Here is a 15,249-nt window from a genome sequence, read left to right on the forward strand (position 1 = left end):
CGGAAATTAACCCTTGGCTATTGGTATTTTATTGGTATTATCGGCCTGGAGGAGAAATCACGTGAAATTCGTGCTTGGCATCGATGGCGGCGGCACCAGCTGCAGGGCGGCCCTGGCAATGGCAGACGGCACGGTGCTCGGCCGCGCCAAAAGCGGCGCCGCCAACATCCGCACCGACCTGACCGGCGCCCGGTCGAACATCGTCGAGGCGGCGCGGCAAGCCTTTGTCGCGGCTGGCCAGGATTCGGACCTGATCCCGCAAACACCGGCCATTCTCGGCCTCGCCGGCGCCAATGTCGGCACCTACCGGCAGCAGCTCGAGGCGATCCTGCCGTTCAGCACCAGCCGCGTCGAAACCGATGCCGAAATCGCGCTGGAAGGCGCGGTCGGTTCCGGCGACGGCGCCATGGCGATCCTCGGCACCGGCACCGCCTACATGGCGCGCAAGAACGGCAAGTCGCGTGCCATCGGCGGCTGGGGCTTCCAGGTCGGCGACCAGGGCAGCGGCGCCCGCATCGGCCGCGACCTGCTCGAACAGACCCTGCTTGCCCATGATGGCGTGCGCGCGCGCACGCCGCTGACCGATAGCATGATGGCCGTCTTCCGCGACAATCCGGAGGATGTGGTCGAGTTCACCACCAATGCCAAGCCCGGCGATTTCGGCGGCTTCGCCCCCAAAGTGTTCGAACACGCCGAAAAGGGCGACGCGGTCGCCAACTGGATCCTCGACAAGGCGGTCGGCGATGTCGAGGCCTCGCTCGGCGCTCTCGATCTCGCGGCAGACGCGCCGCTCTGCCTGCTCGGCGGGCTGGCGCCGCTCTACGCGCCGCGCTTGTCGGCACGCTACCGGGCGCTGCTTCGGGAGCCGCTCGACGATGCGCTCGGCGGCGCCGTGCAGATGGCGGTCCGCCTGTTCGCGCCGAGGGGAGCGGCTCGATGAGCGACGCCGCCGACCAGATCTTCGCCGCGCTGAAACAGTCCTCGCAAAGCGGTGCGCCGCTCTACCTGCAACTGCGCAAAAGCATTGAGGATGCCGTCAATCGCGGCCTGATCGGGCCCGGCGACGCGCTGCCTTCCGAGCGCGACATCGCCATCAAGGCCGATATTTCGCGTGTCACCGTGCGTAAGGCGGTGCAGGACCTCGTCAAGGGCGGCATCCTGGTCCAGCGCCACGGCTCCGGCACCTTCGTGGCGCCGCGCATGGAGCGGGTCGAGCAGTCGCTGTCGCGGCTGACCTCCTTCACCGAGGACATGGCGCGGCGCGGCATGGTTGTGCGCTCGGCCTGGCTCGACCGCGGCCTTTACGCGCCCTCGCCCGACGAGATGATGGTGCTTGGCCTGTCGTCGAACGAATTGGTGGCGCGCGTGGCGCGCCTGCGCATCGCCAACGACACGCCGCTGGCGATCGAGCGCGCCTCGCTGTCGGCCAGCGTGCTGCCGGACCCCGCTGGAATTGGCTCCTCGCTCTACGCAGCCCTGGAATTGACCGGCAACAGGCCGGTGCGCGCGGTGCAGCGCATCTCGGCCGCCAATCTCGGCGACGGCGACGCGCGCCTGCTCGAAGTGCCGCCGGGCATTGCCGGCCTGCACATCGAGCGTATTTCCTATCTGGCGAGCGGCAAGGTGATCGAGTTCACCCGCTCCATCTACAGGGGCGACGCTTATGATTTCGTCGCCGAACTGCGGCTGACAGGGCCGAGCGAAGAGGGCCGACCATGACGACCGAGCCTAACAAATCGACGGAGCCGACCCATATGCGGCGCGAGATCGAGGAGATCCCGCAAGCCGTCGCCCGCCTGCTCGACGGTTCCGGTGCCGTACTTTCCGAAGCCGGCCGCGGCATTCGCGAGCGCGACCCGCATTTCGTCGTCACTGTGGCGCGCGGCTCGTCCGACCATGCCGCTACTTTCATGAAATACGCGGTCGAACTCACCGCCGGTCTTGCGGTGGCTTCGGTCGGCCCTTCCATCGCTTCGATCTATGGCCGCAAGCTCAGGCTCGGCGGCTCCGCGTGCCTGGCCATCTCGCAGTCGGGCAAGAGCCCCGACATCGTCGCCATGGCCGAAACCGCACGGGCAGGTGGCGCGCTGACCATCGCCGTCACCAACACCGCCGATTCACCGCTGGCGCGCGCCTCGGACCATGCGATCGACATCCTGGCCGGGCCCGAGCGCAGCGTCGCGGCGACCAAGACCTTCGTCAATTCCGCCGTCGCCGGCCTTGCTCTGATGGCGCATTCCACCGGCGACGAAGCGCTTCTCAAGGCGCTTGCCCGCTTGCCCGAGCATTTCGGCAAGGCGATCGCTTGCGACTGGATGAGCGTGCTCGTCGAAACGATCGAAAAGCAGAAGTCGCTGTTCATCCTCGGCCGCGGCCCATCCGCGGCGATGGCTAACGAAGCGGCGCTGAAATTCAAGGAAACCTGCGGCATGCATGCCGAGGCCTACAGTGCTGCCGAAGTCATGCATGGCCCGCTGGCGCTGATCGGCCCCGATTTTCCGGTGCTGGCCCTGGCCGCGCGCGACGCATCCGAACCGTCCGTGGCCGAAGCCGCCGACAGCCTGGCGGCCAAGGGGGCGCCGGTCTTCGTCACCTCGATGCTGGCGAACAAGGCCACACGCCTGCCGCATGTCGCCACCGGCCATCCACTGACCGATCCGCTGACGCTGATCGTCTCCTTCTACGTGTTCGTCGAGGCCCTTGCGCGCCACCGCGGCCTCGATCCGGACACGCCGCGCAACCTTCGCAAGGTGACGGAGACCGTATGAGCGACCGTTTCGCCCTGACTGGCGCCCGTATCTTCGACGGCGACGACTGGCATGACGGTCATGCCCTCGTCGTGCGCGACGGCTTGGTCGAGGCCATCCTGCCCACCGGCGCGCTTGCCACGGATATCCGCCGCGTCGACACCGGCGGCGGCATGCTGGCTCCGGGCTTCGTTGACATCCAGGTCAATGGCGGCGGCGGCGTCATGCTCAACGATCATCCCGATGTCGCCTCGATCGAGACCATCTGCCGGGCGCATGCGGCGTTTGGCACCACGGCGCTGCTGCCGACGCTGATCACCGATACAGCCGATATCACGACCGCGGCGATTGCCGCCGGCGAGGCGTCGGCACTGCGGAAAGTGCCGGGGTTCCTCGGACTGCATCTGGAAGGTCCGCATCTGTCGATCGCCCGCAAGGGCGCGCATGACCCGGCGCTGATCCGGCCGATGACGGACAAGGACGAGGCGATGCTGATCGCGGCGCGAGGCAAGCTCCCGGTGCTGCTCACCACGATCGCACCCGAATCCGTCGAGGCGGCCCGCGTGACGGCCTTGGCCAAGGCCGGCATCATCGTCAGCCTCGGCCATTCCGACACCGGCTACGCCACGGCCAAAGCCTTCGCCGAGGCCGGCGCCAGCGTGGTCACGCATCTGTTCAATGCCATGAGCCAGATCGGCAACCGGGAGCCGGGACTGGCGGGCGCCGCCATCGACATCGGCGGCCTGTCCGCGGGACTGATCGCCGACGGCATCCATGTCGATCCCGCCACCATCGCAATAGCGCTGCGGGCCAAAGAGGGGCCGGGCAGGATCGTGCTGGTCACCGACGCCATGGCGACGATCGGCACCGACATGACCTCCTTCACGCTCAACGGCCGCACCATCTACCGCAAGGACGGCAGCCTGCGGCTTGCCGATGGAACGCTGGCCGGCGCGGATCTCGACATGATCTCGGCTGTGCGCTTCACTCACCGCAGCGTGGGCGTGGAGCTTTCCGAGGCCTTGCGCATGGCCTCTCTTTATCCGGCGCAGGCGATCGGCCAATCGCACCGGCTCGGCCGCTTCGCCAAGGGCACCGCCGCCGACATCGTTTCGCTTTCGGACGATCTCGACATCAAAAGCGTCTGGATCGGCGGCGACAGTGTTTTTTCGACCAGCGCCGGCGGGCAACGGTGAAAGCCGGCAATGCCTGACGTCGATTGCGTCGTCGCCGGAGCCGGCGTCGTCGGGCTCGCCATCGCCAGGGCGCTCGCCCTGTCGGGCCGCGAAGTGCTGGTGGTCGAAAAGGCCGCTTCGATCGGCACCGTCACCAGTTCGCGCAATTCGGAAGTCGTTCATGCCGGGCTCTATTACGCGCCCGGAAGCCTGAAGGCGCGTTTCTGCGTCGAAGGACGCGAACGGCTCTATGCCTATTGCCGCGAGCGCGGCATCGGCCATCGACGCACCGGCAAGCTGATCGTCGCCGTCGAACCGGGCCAGCTGCCTCGGCTCAATGCAATCCGGGCCAATGCGGAACAATGCGGCGTCGACGACCTCGATTTGCTGACCGCCGCGCAAGCAGAAAGCCTCGAACCGGCGCTGAGCTGCGCCGGGGCGCTGCTGTCGCCGTCGACGGGCATCGTCGACAGCCAGGGGCTGATGCTGTCGCTGCGCGGCGACGCGGAGGCGGCCGGTGCGTCGTTCGCCTTCCTGACCGCCGTCGCAGCGGCGACGGTCGAGGCCGACGGGATTCGTATCACCACGCGCGATGGCGACGGCGAGACGTTCGCGTTGAAAGCCGGCGCTTTCGTAAATGCCGCAGGGCTCGACGCGCAGGCGCTGGCCGGTAGCATCGAAGGGTTCCCGCCAGAGCTCGTGCCGCCGCTCTGGCTGGCGCGCGGCAACTACTTTTCGCTTTCGGGCCGCTCGCCATTCTCGCGGCTGATCTATCCAGTGCCGGTCAATGGCGGCCTGGGCGTGCACCTGACACTCGACCTCGGCGGCAGCGCCCGCTTCGGCCCCGACGTCGAATGGATCGACCAGGCGGCCTATGCGGTCGATCCCGGCCGCGGCGCGGTCTTCTATGACGAGATCCGGCGCTATTGGCCGGATCTGAGGGACGGCGCCCTGCTGCCGGCCTATGCCGGGATCAGGCCGAAACTCTCGGGCCCGAACCAGCCGGCGGCCGACTTCATGGTGCAGGGGCCGGCCGACCACGGCGCGGGCCGGATCGTCAACCTGTTCGGCATAGAGAGCCCGGGCCTGACGGCAAGCCTGGCGCTGGCCGAGCATGTCGTCGGTCTCTTGTTCCCCCGATAGTGCCCAGGCGACCGCACGAAACTGTCGCGATGCTCCCCGTCCAAACAAGCGGGATGAGGTATCCTTGCCTGGATCGACTTAGCTGGCGGGACTGCTTATGGAAAAAAGGTCCTTGTAGGTATCGCGCAGCAGATTCTTCTGCACCTTGCCCATGGTATTGCGCGGCAATTCGTCGACGAAGACCACGCGCTTGGGATGCTTGTATTTCGCCACGCGCGCGGCAATGGCATTGAGTATCTCGGCAGCGGTGACGGTCGAAGCCGGCAAGCGAACCACGACGGCCGTCACGCCTTCGCCGAAATCGGGATGGGCAACGCCGATGACGGCACTTTCCAGGACGCCGTCAAGCGCGTCGATCTCGCTCTCGAGCTCCTTGGGATAGATGTTGTAGCCGCCCGAGATGATCAGGTCCTTGCCGCGGCCGACGATGTGGACATAACCGTCGGGGTCGATCATGCCGAGATCGCCTGTGATGAAGAAGCCGTCGTCGCGGAATTCCGCTTTGGTCTTTTCCGGCATGCGCCAGTAGCCGGAGAAGACATTCGGCCCCTTGACCTCGATCATGCCGACCTCGCTTTGGGCAAGCGGCCTGCCAGTGTCGGGGTCGGCGATGCGCAACGACACGCCGGGCAAGGGAAAGCCGACGGTGCCGGCGCGGCGCTCGCCATCATAGGGGTTCGAGGTGTTCATATTGGTCTCGGTCATGCCGTAGCGCTCGAGAATGGCGTGGCCTGTGCGCTCGCGCCAGGCCCTGTGCGTCTCGGCCAGCAGCGGCGCGGAGCCGGAAACGAACAGGCGGATGTTTCTTGCCGCCTCGCGGGTCAACCCGTCCTGCTGCAAGAGCCGGACATAGAAGGTCGGCACGCCCATCAGCGCCGTGGCGTCCGGCAAGAGCGAGACGATGCGCCCTTCGTCGAATTTCTGCTCGAACAGCATCGAGGCGCCGGCCATCAGGATGACGTTGGTGGCGACGAACAGCCCATGGGTGTGGAAGATGGGCAGCGCGTGGATCAGCACATCGTCTGATCTGAAGCGCCAATAGTCGACCAGCACGCGCGCATTCGAGGCGAGGTTCTCGTGGCTGAGCATGGCCCCTTTCGAGCGGCCGGTCGTTCCCGACGTGTAGAGGATCGCCGCAAGATCGTCGGGACCGCGCGCGACGTCGTGGAAGTCGGGCGATTGCCGCGACGCCTGGTCCGCCAGCGATCCTTCGCCCTTGCCGTCGAGGGTGACGGCAAGGGCTCCGCATTTTTGCGCCAGGGCTTCGATGTCGGCTGCCCGTGCCGGATCGCAGACGACCAGCCGGGGCTCGGCGTCGCCGAAGAAATAGGCGAGTTCGGCCAGCGTATAGGCGGTGTTGAGCGGCAGGAAGACGGCGCCGGCACGCAGGCAGGCGAGGTACAGCAGCATAGCTTCCGGGCTCTTCTCGACCTGCACCGCGACCCGGTCGCCGGGCTCGACGCCAAGTTGCAAAAGCGCGTGCGCCAGTTGCGCCGAGCGCGCCAGCATGTCGCCATAGGTCAGCACGCGGCCGTCATCCGTTCGCATCAACAGGCGTCCGGGCTTCGGCATCCGGGACCGGAAAATGTCGAACAGATGATTGCTCATGAGGTCTTCCTGCGTCTGGCGGCCAAAGGCATGCATCCGACGGAGCCGGGCCTGTCTTCCGGTTCGGCCGCTTGCACGGCGCCAGACTGTTGGTGGTTCTTGCCGACCCGTCAAGCCCGCAAGGGCGGCTCCACGCGGCCGCCATGATCATGTCGCCGGCGAAAAGCGGAAGGCCTCGGCGGTGGGGGGCAAAGGCTTGGGGCGCGATGCGGCGCTAACGTGGCGTGCGCTCGGCCCTGGCGCTGGCCGGCTCTGATGCTTCGACCTGCTTGAAGCGCTCCATGCACATGGCTGCCGTCAGGCGATAGTGATTGAGCAGGGCTTCGACCGCGGCGTCGGCATTACCGTCCAGCGCATTTTCCGCGATCAGGCGGTGCTCTGCAAAATCGTCGCGCTGGATGCCTTCGCCGTTACTGGCCATTCGGCGGTAGCGGTAGGCGTGATCGGAAAGCTGGTCGCAAAACCCCACCAGCCATCGCGACCGGCAGGCCGAGATCAGCGCACGGTGGAAAGTGCGGTGCAGTCTCTCCCAGTCCGGATTGAGCGACGACAGATCCGTTGGCATGAGACGTGAGGTGCGCCCCAACCGATGCAACGCCAGAACCAGCTGTTCTTCCCATTCGGCGGTGCGGTGGGCGATGGATTCGCGAAGCGCCCGTTCCTCGAGCCAGCAACGGGTACGTGTCAATTCCTCGAGCTCTGCCGCGCTGACCGGCATGATGAAGAAGCCTCGCTGGTCATGCCGACCGAGAAGCCCTTCCGAGGCCAGGCGATTGAGAGCCTCACGAACCGGGGAAGCGCCGGCGCCATATTTGGAAACAACCCACTCAACCCGCAGCTTGCTCTCGGTTTCAAAGGCGCCCCGCAGAAGATCGGCACGGAGTTGATGATAGACGGTGCTGGCGAGCGTACTCTTCGAGCCTGTGCCGTCGTCATTCAGATTGGCAGCTGCGTATGTCAAAATCGGCTCCTTGTCCCCAAATCTTGTCCTGGGCAATTCGAGTCCGAGAAACAGTTCCCTTTCCGTACACGTACCCTACCGCGCGCGCCTCGACGCGCTCAAGCGGGAGATCGCGTCATTGTACTTTAGAACAAAGAAATATGCACGATCCTATATCTGGTCGAACGAAATCGTGTTCGGCTACAACCGGCGGAAATTTAACGTGTTTATATGCAGGATCACCTGTTCTTCCGTGCCTCCGCGCGAACCTCTTTTCCGTCGCGCGCAAAAGACACCGAACAGTGGGACCGAATCAGGCCTTTTATCCTGCCCATGGCTTTTGTCGCGGGGCCAGCCGCAGCGAAGCGCGCAGTGCAGGCCCCCGGGGTTGACCACGTGGGGAGATCCTGGCCTCCATCGGTTCCTTGTGCGGTGCTTTTAGCCGGCTGCCTTGTCGGCCGCCGTCCTGATCGCCCCGATATTTGCCCGGTACGCTTCCACGCTGCCGCCCTTGAAGATGGCGGCGCCGGCCACCAGCACATCGGCGCCGGCGGCGGTCACCAGCGGCGCGGTTTCGGGCGACACGCCGCCGTCGATCTCGATGCGGATCGGCCGGCCGCCGATCAGCGCCTTGACCCGCCTCACCTTGTCGACGATTGCCGGAATGAAGGCCTGGCCCCCGAAACCCGGGTTGACGGTCATGATCAGGATCAGGTCGAGCCTGTCGAGCACGTATTCGATCGCACTTTCCGGCGTTGCCGGATTGAGCGAAACGCCGGCCTTCTTGCCGAGATTCCTGATCGTCTGCAGCGAGCGGTCGAGATGCGGCCCGGCCTCGGCATGCACGGTCATGCCGTCGCAGCCGGCCTCGGCGAAGGCTGCCAGATAGGGATCGGCCGGCGCAATCATCAAATGGCAGTCGAAGAAAGCCTTGGTGCGATTGCGGATCGCCTTGATCACCGGCGGACCGAAGGTGATGTTGGGGACGAAATGGCCGTCCATCACATCGAGATGGATCCAGTCGGCGCCGGCTGCCGCGACGGCCTCGACCTCGTCGCCCAGCTTCGAAAAGTCCGAAGCCAGCACCGAAGGTGCGATCAAGGTTTTTTTCGTCATGATGACGGGGCCTTTCCGAGCGCCTTTTTCATCTGATCACTGCCTAAAGCGCAGCCGCTGACTTGTCGAGGGTGCGAGCTTGGCGGTTCCACAGCTGGGGTAGTGCGGCGTCCTCTTCGTGTTGCAGCTTCAGCCTGCCCGGCCACGAAGAACCCCGCCGGATTGCTCCGGCGGGGTTTCCGATGTGCCTTCAGGCGATGGTTACTGCTGCTGGAGATTCAGGATTCTGTTTGGAGCCGTATCCTGCTGCTGTTCGGACTGCGGCCTGCGCCGTGGCAGAACCTGCTGCAGCAGCAGTCCCGGGTTGAGTTCCAGCGAGGGCAGCCCGCGCACCGGCCTGCAGTTTGGATAACGGCCGATCATGCCTTCCGGGCAACGCCGCCTGAAGATCGGCTGGCACTGGCCGTTGACCATTTGCGAGCCCGGCGCGCATTCGCTCTCTTGCCTGGACCGGCGGCATGCGCCGTCGATCACCTGGGTTCCACGCGGACAGACGCACTCGCCGCGCTTGTTGTGGATCTGGCCGCGAATGTCGCACTGCTCCACATCGGGCTGCTTGCGCCGGCACACTCCATTGCGCAGCTCGGTCCCCCTCGGGCACACGCAGTCGCCATTGGCGTCGTGGACCTGGCCGCGGATGGTGCATTGCTCAGGCTCCGGCTGGAGAGCCCGGCAGGCTCCCTTGCGCAGTTCGGTCCCTCGTGGGCAGACGCATTCGCCTTCCGCGCCGTGGACCTGACCACGGATGGTGCACTGCTCAGGCTTCGGCCTGTCGCGTACGCAGGCGTTGGCATCCCGGTCGAGATGCGTGCCCCTGGGACAGGTGCAGCCATGGCCGTTCGATGTCGGCACCGAGCCCGGTATCGCGCAGCCCGGCCTGGATATCGTGACGCAGGCGCCATTCTCCAACTCGGTCCCGCGCGGACAGACGCAGCGTCCGTCCTCTGTGCGGACCTGGCCCTTGAGCAGCACGCAACGCTTTGGCTCCTTCGGCGGGATGATGACGCCGCCGGACGAGCACTGGCCGTTGCGATAGGTGGTGCCTTGCGGGCAGACGCACCGGCCGGCGTCGTTCATGACGAAGCCTGCCGAGCATTCCTTCTTCGTCTCATGCCTGATGGCGAAGGGATGGCAGGCATAGGCCTTGTCGCGATTGCCCTGGGTATTGGCCTGGTCGCGGGAAAGCACATCTCCGCCGCCCTGCACCCGCGTGTCGGGAGAGAGCACGCCGACGCAGTTCTGGCCGTTGACGCTGCCTTGCAGATTGGCCAGGCGGCCGTCGTCGGGGATGACCACGGTGACGTGGTGGACGCGGCTTTCGCCAGCGCCAAGCGTCAGGTCTGCGATGCAGGACGCAGGCAAGGCCGCCGGTTCCGGCGAGCAGCCGAAGGCCGGCTCGATCGAGGTGATCGCGACGCCTTCCAGCCGGCCGAGGCCTTCGACGCCGATCGCATCGCCGATGCGGACAGGGCCGGAAAATTCCGCCGGGCCGTCGTTGGTGATGGTGATCTCGAACGAGCAGGGTTCTCCGGGCCGGCACTCGCGGTCGCCGGTCTTCTCGACGCGGATGGACGAGACCACGCCGCCCTTGGCGCAGGCCCGGCCGACCGGATGGACGACATCCTCGCCCTGCGCCGGGCCGTAGGAGCCCCGCGCGCAATTCTCGAACTCGCCGTTGGCCGAAACCGTCACGTCGAAGTGCCTGCTGGTTCCCGGCGTCATGACGGCGCCGGGAATCTGGCACGCCAGCGTGTCGGCCGGAACCGGCCCGCATGCCCATTCCGCGCCGTCTGATGTGACGGTCTGGATCTGGACGGGCGCGCCGCCCGCCACCAAAGTGGCGGCATCGTTGACCCGCACCGGACCGGTGGGGGCAGCCGTGCCGGCATTGCTGACGGTGATGCGGCAGGAGACGAAAGCGGCACCCGCCAGCGAACTGCCGCATGTCTTGGTGATACGCAGGACAGGCTGGCCGCCATTGGGACGAGGGATGCGTTGCTTGGCGCAGGCCCGGTTGTTGGTGAGGTCGGTCTCGCCGGGGATCGGTTTCACCTCGGCGCAATTCTCGACCGTGTCCGACCGGTAGCCGGCCGGCACCACCGCCTTGACGACGATCGCCGTCAAAGCGCCCCGCGGCAGCGAGATGCCGGCATTGTCGCAACGGAACTGGCCGGGGCCGTTCGGACCGCATGTCCAAGGTGGGCTCGGGCCAAAGGTCGAGGAGGCCGGCGCGCCCCCGGGATAGGTGTCGACCACGGTCAGCGGCCCGTTATAGGTCGAGGTGCCGTTGTTGATGATGTCGATGACGAAGCTGCACACGCCATCGGCGGTGCAGGCTTCCGCGCGGGCACGCTTTTTCAGGATCAGGTCGGCCTTCTTCTCGACCGGCGGCCGGCAGTCGCGATCGCGATCGCCACGCCGGCAGATCGGGATCGAGGCGCAGCCACGGTCGTTGGCCTGGCTGCCGAACAGCGGCTTGCCGCTGGCGGCATAGTTATAGGTGGCACAGTTGCGCAAGCTGCTGCCTTGCCAGCCGCCAGCCGGCTTGAAGCCGAACTCCAGGTCGATGAAAGCCCCCGGATTGAGCGTGGTCACCGGATGGGTGCACATCATCGGGGTGGCGCCGGGCACACAGGTCCAGGGCGGATTGGGTCCCGAATCGAGCGTCGAGCCCGCCGGCAGCGTCACCTCGTCGAGCACGATCTTGCCGTTGTAGGGCGCGTCGCCGACATTGGTGACCCGGATGCTGAAGTCGCAGCCGCCGCCCATGGTGCAGCGCGTGACATCGGCGCGTTTCTCGACCTTCAGGTCCGGTTCCCTGTCCTTGGGCGGACATCTCTGGTCGCGCGGGATGACGATGTCGATGGTCTGCGTGCAGCAGAGCCCCCAACCCTCTTTCGGCCCGGCATAGGTCTCGATGCCGGTGACGACGAGGTGGATGACGTCGCCGGGCGAGGCGCCGACGATCTTCCAGTTCAGCACACCGCCGCCGGCCGGCATCTTCTGTGTGTCGGGGACGATGGTGATGCCTGGCGTGGCGGTCGAAAGCTGCACCCACCTGCCGCCCATCTCGGGACCGACAGGCATATGGTAGATGAACGCGCCGCCGCCGGGCACGCAGTCGACCGTGCCGCGCTCCACCTTGAAGCATTCCTTGCCGGGAGGTGGCGGTGGCGGATTGCACTTGGTCAGGTCGATCCGGATCGAGGTTTTTTCGCCGGTGAGAAAATTGCCGTCGTCCGGCTTGCCGGGATCCTGCGACGGGATGATGGTTCCCGTGCCGGTGCCGACGGTGACTTTGACCAGGCCCTGATTGTCGACCGTCGCCGGCGCGGGGAACGCCGCGTGGTCGATCCGGGCGGTGATGCGGAAAGTGATGACGCGTTCGCCCGGTGCGCCCGAGCCGTCGAGATCGGAAGCGGAAATCCGGAAATCCGAAACCGTTGCCGTGTCGTTGGGGCCGGCCGAATTGCTGATGACGGCGCCAGGCAGAGGTCCGCCCGACGCATCGGTGCCGTCACCGGAGACCTGCATGTCGACGATTTGCAAGCCATGCGGGAGCTGGTCCTTGAAGTCGAGCCGGGCCCTCTGCAGCGAAGCCGACAGCCCCGGACTGGAGAAGGCTTGCGGGGCGCCGCGCAGGCCGAAGCTCAACGTGTAGAAGACATAGTCGCAGCTTCGCTGGCCGCCGGTCTTGGTGAAGAACGGCACGGCTCGTCCGGGCTCCGGATTGATGATGCGCAGATTGTCGAGCTTGAATTCCTTATCCGGGCTGGCGGCCTGGACGGTCTTGGCCGGAGCCGTGTCTTCGGCAAGTGCCGGCAGCGCCGGCAGCATGGCGACCGCGATACCGGCCGCCACCAGCCAGCGCGCAGCGCGCCTGGCAAAAGACAGGCGCCTCGTGTTCTTGACCGTTGCCTTGTCGGCGACGCCAAGCAGGGAGAGTGCGAGATTGTTCATCGTCCCCTCCTCAACGGTCGCAGCTGACGGCTGGCGTTCTGAGCGGCAAGGTCATCTTGCAGCAAGGGTAGTAGCCGCCCTTGTCCTTGTCGGACTTCCTGTAGAAGCAGAGTCCGACATCGACCGTGTCGCCCGGATCGTGGCCGGTGATGCCGATCGTGTATGGCTTGCCAGGCACATGCGACATGGGCGAGGTCACCCCGACGCCTGGCGTCCTGGATTGGGCTTTGATCGAATCGCCCCCGAGGCCGGCATGGTCATGGAGATAAAGGTCCGCCTCGAGCCCGCGCGGTGTGCAGAAATACCTGACATCGTCGACATCGAGACAAGGGGGCAGGTTGCCGGGCGGTTGGAAGTCCGGCGGATAGAACGGTGGCAGATAGCCGCCCGGGATTTCCTCATAATAGCCGGCGCGGCCCTCGCAGGGATGCCAGACGGCGACGTCGCCGACATGGCCTTCCACTTCCGGGTCCTCGAAATAGCCGTCGAAGTCGACGAACCGGGAGCCGAAAGGCGGCACATTGGCCGGCTTGACCAGCTCCCTGGGCGTGATCTGCACGCCATGCACGGCGAGCGGCCCGCCAGCGGCGAGCCGCTCGGCAAGAGCCGGATTGTCGCGCAATTTGTCGCCGGTGTTGACCAGCGTCTGGGCACAGGCCGAGGTGTCGAGATCGCCTTCGGCGTCATAGCCATATTGCAGGTCCAGCCCGCCGGCCGACTGCCTGAAGCCTTGCGGGAAGCCGACGGCATATTCCTGCGGCGCTTTCACCCAGACCGATTCCGTTGCCGGATCGTTCGGGTTTTCGCTGAAGTAGCGGATGACCTCGCCCCTGCCGGAATCGGCGAACTGGCTGTAGTCGTAGCGGTTCTCGACCGGGCCGCGCTGGGCCAGGTACATGAAGCCGCTATCGTCGAAGGCGATGTCGGTGACGGCATAGTCCTTGTCGGCCTTGACCGTCAGCTCCCAACGGGGATCGCCGGCGAAGCGGCCGTCGCGGGCAATGCCCACGGACCAGATCTCGGCCTTCTCGCCGACGGAATAATAGAGCCGGCCGCCATGATAGGCGACTGCCCAGACACGGCGCTCGTCCTGGGTGTAGCCCCAGGTCTCGGGGTCTTCCGTGTCGAAGGCCGCTCCCTGTATGTCCATGACGGCGCCATCGTCGGCGACCGGAGCCAGGCCATGCGCCGGGCGCCCGGCGACGCCATGGTCGAACGTGTCGACCAGCGCGCCATTGGCGTCGATGCGATGGATCAGACCGGTATCGAGGTCGGAGGCGAAGACCTGGCGGTGGATGGGGTCGAAGGTGAGATTGCCGATGCCGGGCCCGCTGTTGGTGTCGATGTCTGCGAATTTGGCGACCTGCCCGCTGATGCCGTCGACCTTCCAGATGGTGCCCGGCCCGCCGCCGTTCTCGGTGCCGAACTGGCCCTCCATGAAGGCAGCGCCTGCCATGCCGCGGCGCTGCCGCTCCGGACGGCCGTCATCGTCGGCGTCAGGCGTGACGATGCGGATGCCGTGCAGCGAGGTGGCGCCGGCATAGAGATTGGGAATGCCTGACGGGACGCCACCGCGCATGCCGTCATCATAGGTGAGGCCGAACACCTGGCCGATCTGGCCTGATGTCACCTCGAAAGGCGGCGGCGTGTAGACGAGCTGGCCGGAGGCCGGCCCGCCCAGGCTTGAAACGTCGAAAACGCGCAAGGTGGCGCGCGCCGTGTCGATGAAGGTCTCGTCAATCGGATCGACGCCGGGCGGCAGGCCCCCCTTTTCGGAATCTGAAGAGTCGAAATCGGGAATGACGGTGCCGGAAAATCCGGTGACCGCCATCGAGCCGGGATAGATGATCCGGGTTTCCTGCGCCCGCGCGGGGCCGCCAAGCCATAGGCCGGCGGTCAGCGCCAGGACAAGAAAGGCGCTGGCGGCCTTCGCCACGCCGCCCAAACCGCCGGCACGAGAGGGCGCGAACCGGCGGTGATCGCGAGACATGGAACTCCCCCCGAAGTCTAAGGGAGAACCAACCGATCCTGCCGCGCAAACCAGCGCAAGGCGCGGCGTTCCGGCACGTTCGTCCCCGATCGAATTGTCTGCTTTCCTCATAATTACGATACGCCTGCTCCTGTGCAGGGTCAACGGAACCGGCGGAAAGCCAAGCGCATCGACCTTGTCGCGAAGATGATGGTCGCGCCGAGCTCCTGTTGGTCGGGGAGGCCATGGCGTCCCTGGGGTGCTGGTCATGGTGGCTCCCTTTCCCGTGGCCGCATCATGCGGCGCCTGAGCGTCAGTCGCACGCGGAGGCGGAAAGGTTCACCGTGGGGTCTGATTATTCTTTCCAGACCGCAGCGAGGCGGAACGGGCGCAAATGCCTCAGGCGCAGGCGTAATTGCGCCGTTTCGCCATCCGCTGGCGAGGATGGTGGAAGCCTTGCGCAGAATGCTTGCGCCCGATGCTGCCTGTTCTTATATACGCGCCAAGCCGTCCAGCGCCGCAACAGCGGTTGCCGAACGGGATTTCTTGTGAACAGGGGCTTTCGTCGGAACGCCTTACGGGTCCTGAGAG

At 66.0% G+C, this 15,249-nt stretch carries 10 protein-coding genes; 5 read left to right on the forward strand and 5 right to left on the reverse strand.

The features are described 5' to 3' along the window. Window positions 1-61 precede the first annotated feature (61 nt). The 5 genes from FJ946_RS07995 to FJ946_RS08015 are packed head-to-tail and all read left to right on the forward strand — an operon-like array spanning window position 62 to window position 5,065. Entirely contained in the window at window positions 62-940 is an 879-nt protein-coding gene (locus tag FJ946_RS07995; protein ID WP_140563732.1) for an N-acetylglucosamine kinase, read from the forward strand. Then, window positions 937-1,719 (forward strand): GntR family transcriptional regulator, encoded by a 783-nt coding sequence (locus FJ946_RS08000; protein ID WP_140491609.1) that lies wholly within the window; start codon window positions 937-939, stop codon window positions 1,717-1,719. Before FJ946_RS07995 ends, FJ946_RS08000 begins: the two co-directional genes overlap by 4 nt. Further along, window positions 1,716-2,768, forward strand: a complete 1,053-nt coding sequence (locus FJ946_RS08005) for an SIS domain-containing protein (protein ID WP_140491611.1) — start codon at window positions 1,716-1,718, stop codon at window positions 2,766-2,768. Before FJ946_RS08000 ends, FJ946_RS08005 begins: the two co-directional genes overlap by 4 nt. After that, window positions 2,765-3,943: an N-acetylglucosamine-6-phosphate deacetylase gene (gene nagA / locus FJ946_RS08010; RefSeq protein WP_140563734.1), complete on the forward strand. Its 1,179-nt coding sequence runs from the start codon at window positions 2,765-2,767 to the stop codon at window positions 3,941-3,943. Before FJ946_RS08005 ends, nagA begins: the two co-directional genes overlap by 4 nt. Window positions 3,944-3,952: 9 nt before the next feature. Further along, window positions 3,953-5,065: an NAD(P)/FAD-dependent oxidoreductase gene (locus FJ946_RS08015; RefSeq protein WP_140563736.1), complete on the forward strand. Its 1,113-nt coding sequence runs from the start codon at window positions 3,953-3,955 to the stop codon at window positions 5,063-5,065. Window positions 5,066-5,143: 78 nt separating this feature from the next. On the opposite strand, the gene FJ946_RS08020 is transcribed toward FJ946_RS08015, so the two are convergent. The 5 genes from FJ946_RS08020 to FJ946_RS08040 form a co-directional block, all read right to left on the reverse strand. Beyond that, window positions 5,144-6,673 (reverse strand): malonyl-CoA synthase, encoded by a 1,530-nt coding sequence (locus FJ946_RS08020; protein WP_140563738.1) that lies wholly within the window; start codon window positions 6,671-6,673, stop codon window positions 5,144-5,146. Window positions 6,674-6,887: 214 nt separating this feature from the next. Beyond that, window positions 6,888-7,634: a GntR family transcriptional regulator gene (locus FJ946_RS08025; protein WP_140514205.1), complete on the reverse strand. Its 747-nt coding sequence runs from the start codon at window positions 7,632-7,634 to the stop codon at window positions 6,888-6,890. A gap of 417 nt (window positions 7,635-8,051) precedes the next feature. Further along, window positions 8,052-8,729, reverse strand: coding sequence for a ribulose-phosphate 3-epimerase (gene rpe / locus FJ946_RS08030; protein ID WP_140563740.1), 678 nt, complete (start codon window positions 8,727-8,729; stop codon window positions 8,052-8,054). 201 nt (window positions 8,730-8,930) lie between these two features. Beyond that, the gene (locus FJ946_RS08035) at window positions 8,931-12,689 is read right to left on the reverse strand and encodes a hypothetical protein (RefSeq protein WP_140563742.1); all 3,759 of its coding nucleotides are present in this window, start codon (window positions 12,687-12,689) and stop codon (window positions 8,931-8,933) included. Window positions 12,690-12,699: 10 nt separating this feature from the next. Then, window positions 12,700-14,928: a hypothetical protein gene (locus tag FJ946_RS08040; protein ID WP_140563744.1), complete on the reverse strand. Its 2,229-nt coding sequence runs from the start codon at window positions 14,926-14,928 to the stop codon at window positions 12,700-12,702. Window positions 14,929-15,249: the final 321 nt, after the last annotated feature.

This window comes from Mesorhizobium sp. B2-4-7, from assembly GCF_006442685.1.
Lineage (GTDB): Bacteria > Pseudomonadota > Alphaproteobacteria > Rhizobiales > Rhizobiaceae > Mesorhizobium.

What these genes read in the sequence shown, in the direction of transcription:
- FJ946_RS08000 (WP_140491609.1), top strand. Translation starts at nt 937, where the DNA reads ATGAGCGACGCCGCCGACCAGATCTTCGCCGCGCTGAAACAGTCCTCG.
- FJ946_RS08005 (WP_140491611.1), top strand. Translation starts at nt 1,716, where the DNA reads ATGACGACCGAGCCTAACAAATCGACGGAGCCGACCCATATGCGGCGC.
- nagA (WP_140563734.1), top strand. Translation starts at nt 2,765, where the DNA reads ATGAGCGACCGTTTCGCCCTGACTGGCGCCCGTATCTTCGACGGCGAC.
- FJ946_RS08015 (WP_140563736.1), top strand. Translation starts at nt 3,953, where the DNA reads ATGCCTGACGTCGATTGCGTCGTCGCCGGAGCCGGCGTCGTCGGGCTC.
- FJ946_RS08020 (WP_140563738.1), bottom strand. Translation starts at nt 6,673, where the DNA reads ATGAGCAATCATCTGTTCGACATTTTCCGGTCCCGGATGCCGAAGCCC.
- rpe (WP_140563740.1), bottom strand. Translation starts at nt 8,729, where the DNA reads ATGACGAAAAAAACCTTGATCGCACCTTCGGTGCTGGCTTCGGACTTT.
- FJ946_RS08035 (WP_140563742.1), bottom strand. Translation starts at nt 12,689, where the DNA reads ATGAACAATCTCGCACTCTCCCTGCTTGGCGTCGCCGACAAGGCAACG.
- FJ946_RS08040 (WP_140563744.1), bottom strand. Translation starts at nt 14,928, where the DNA reads ATGACCAGCACCCCAGGGACGCCATGGCCTCCCCGACCAACAGGAGCT.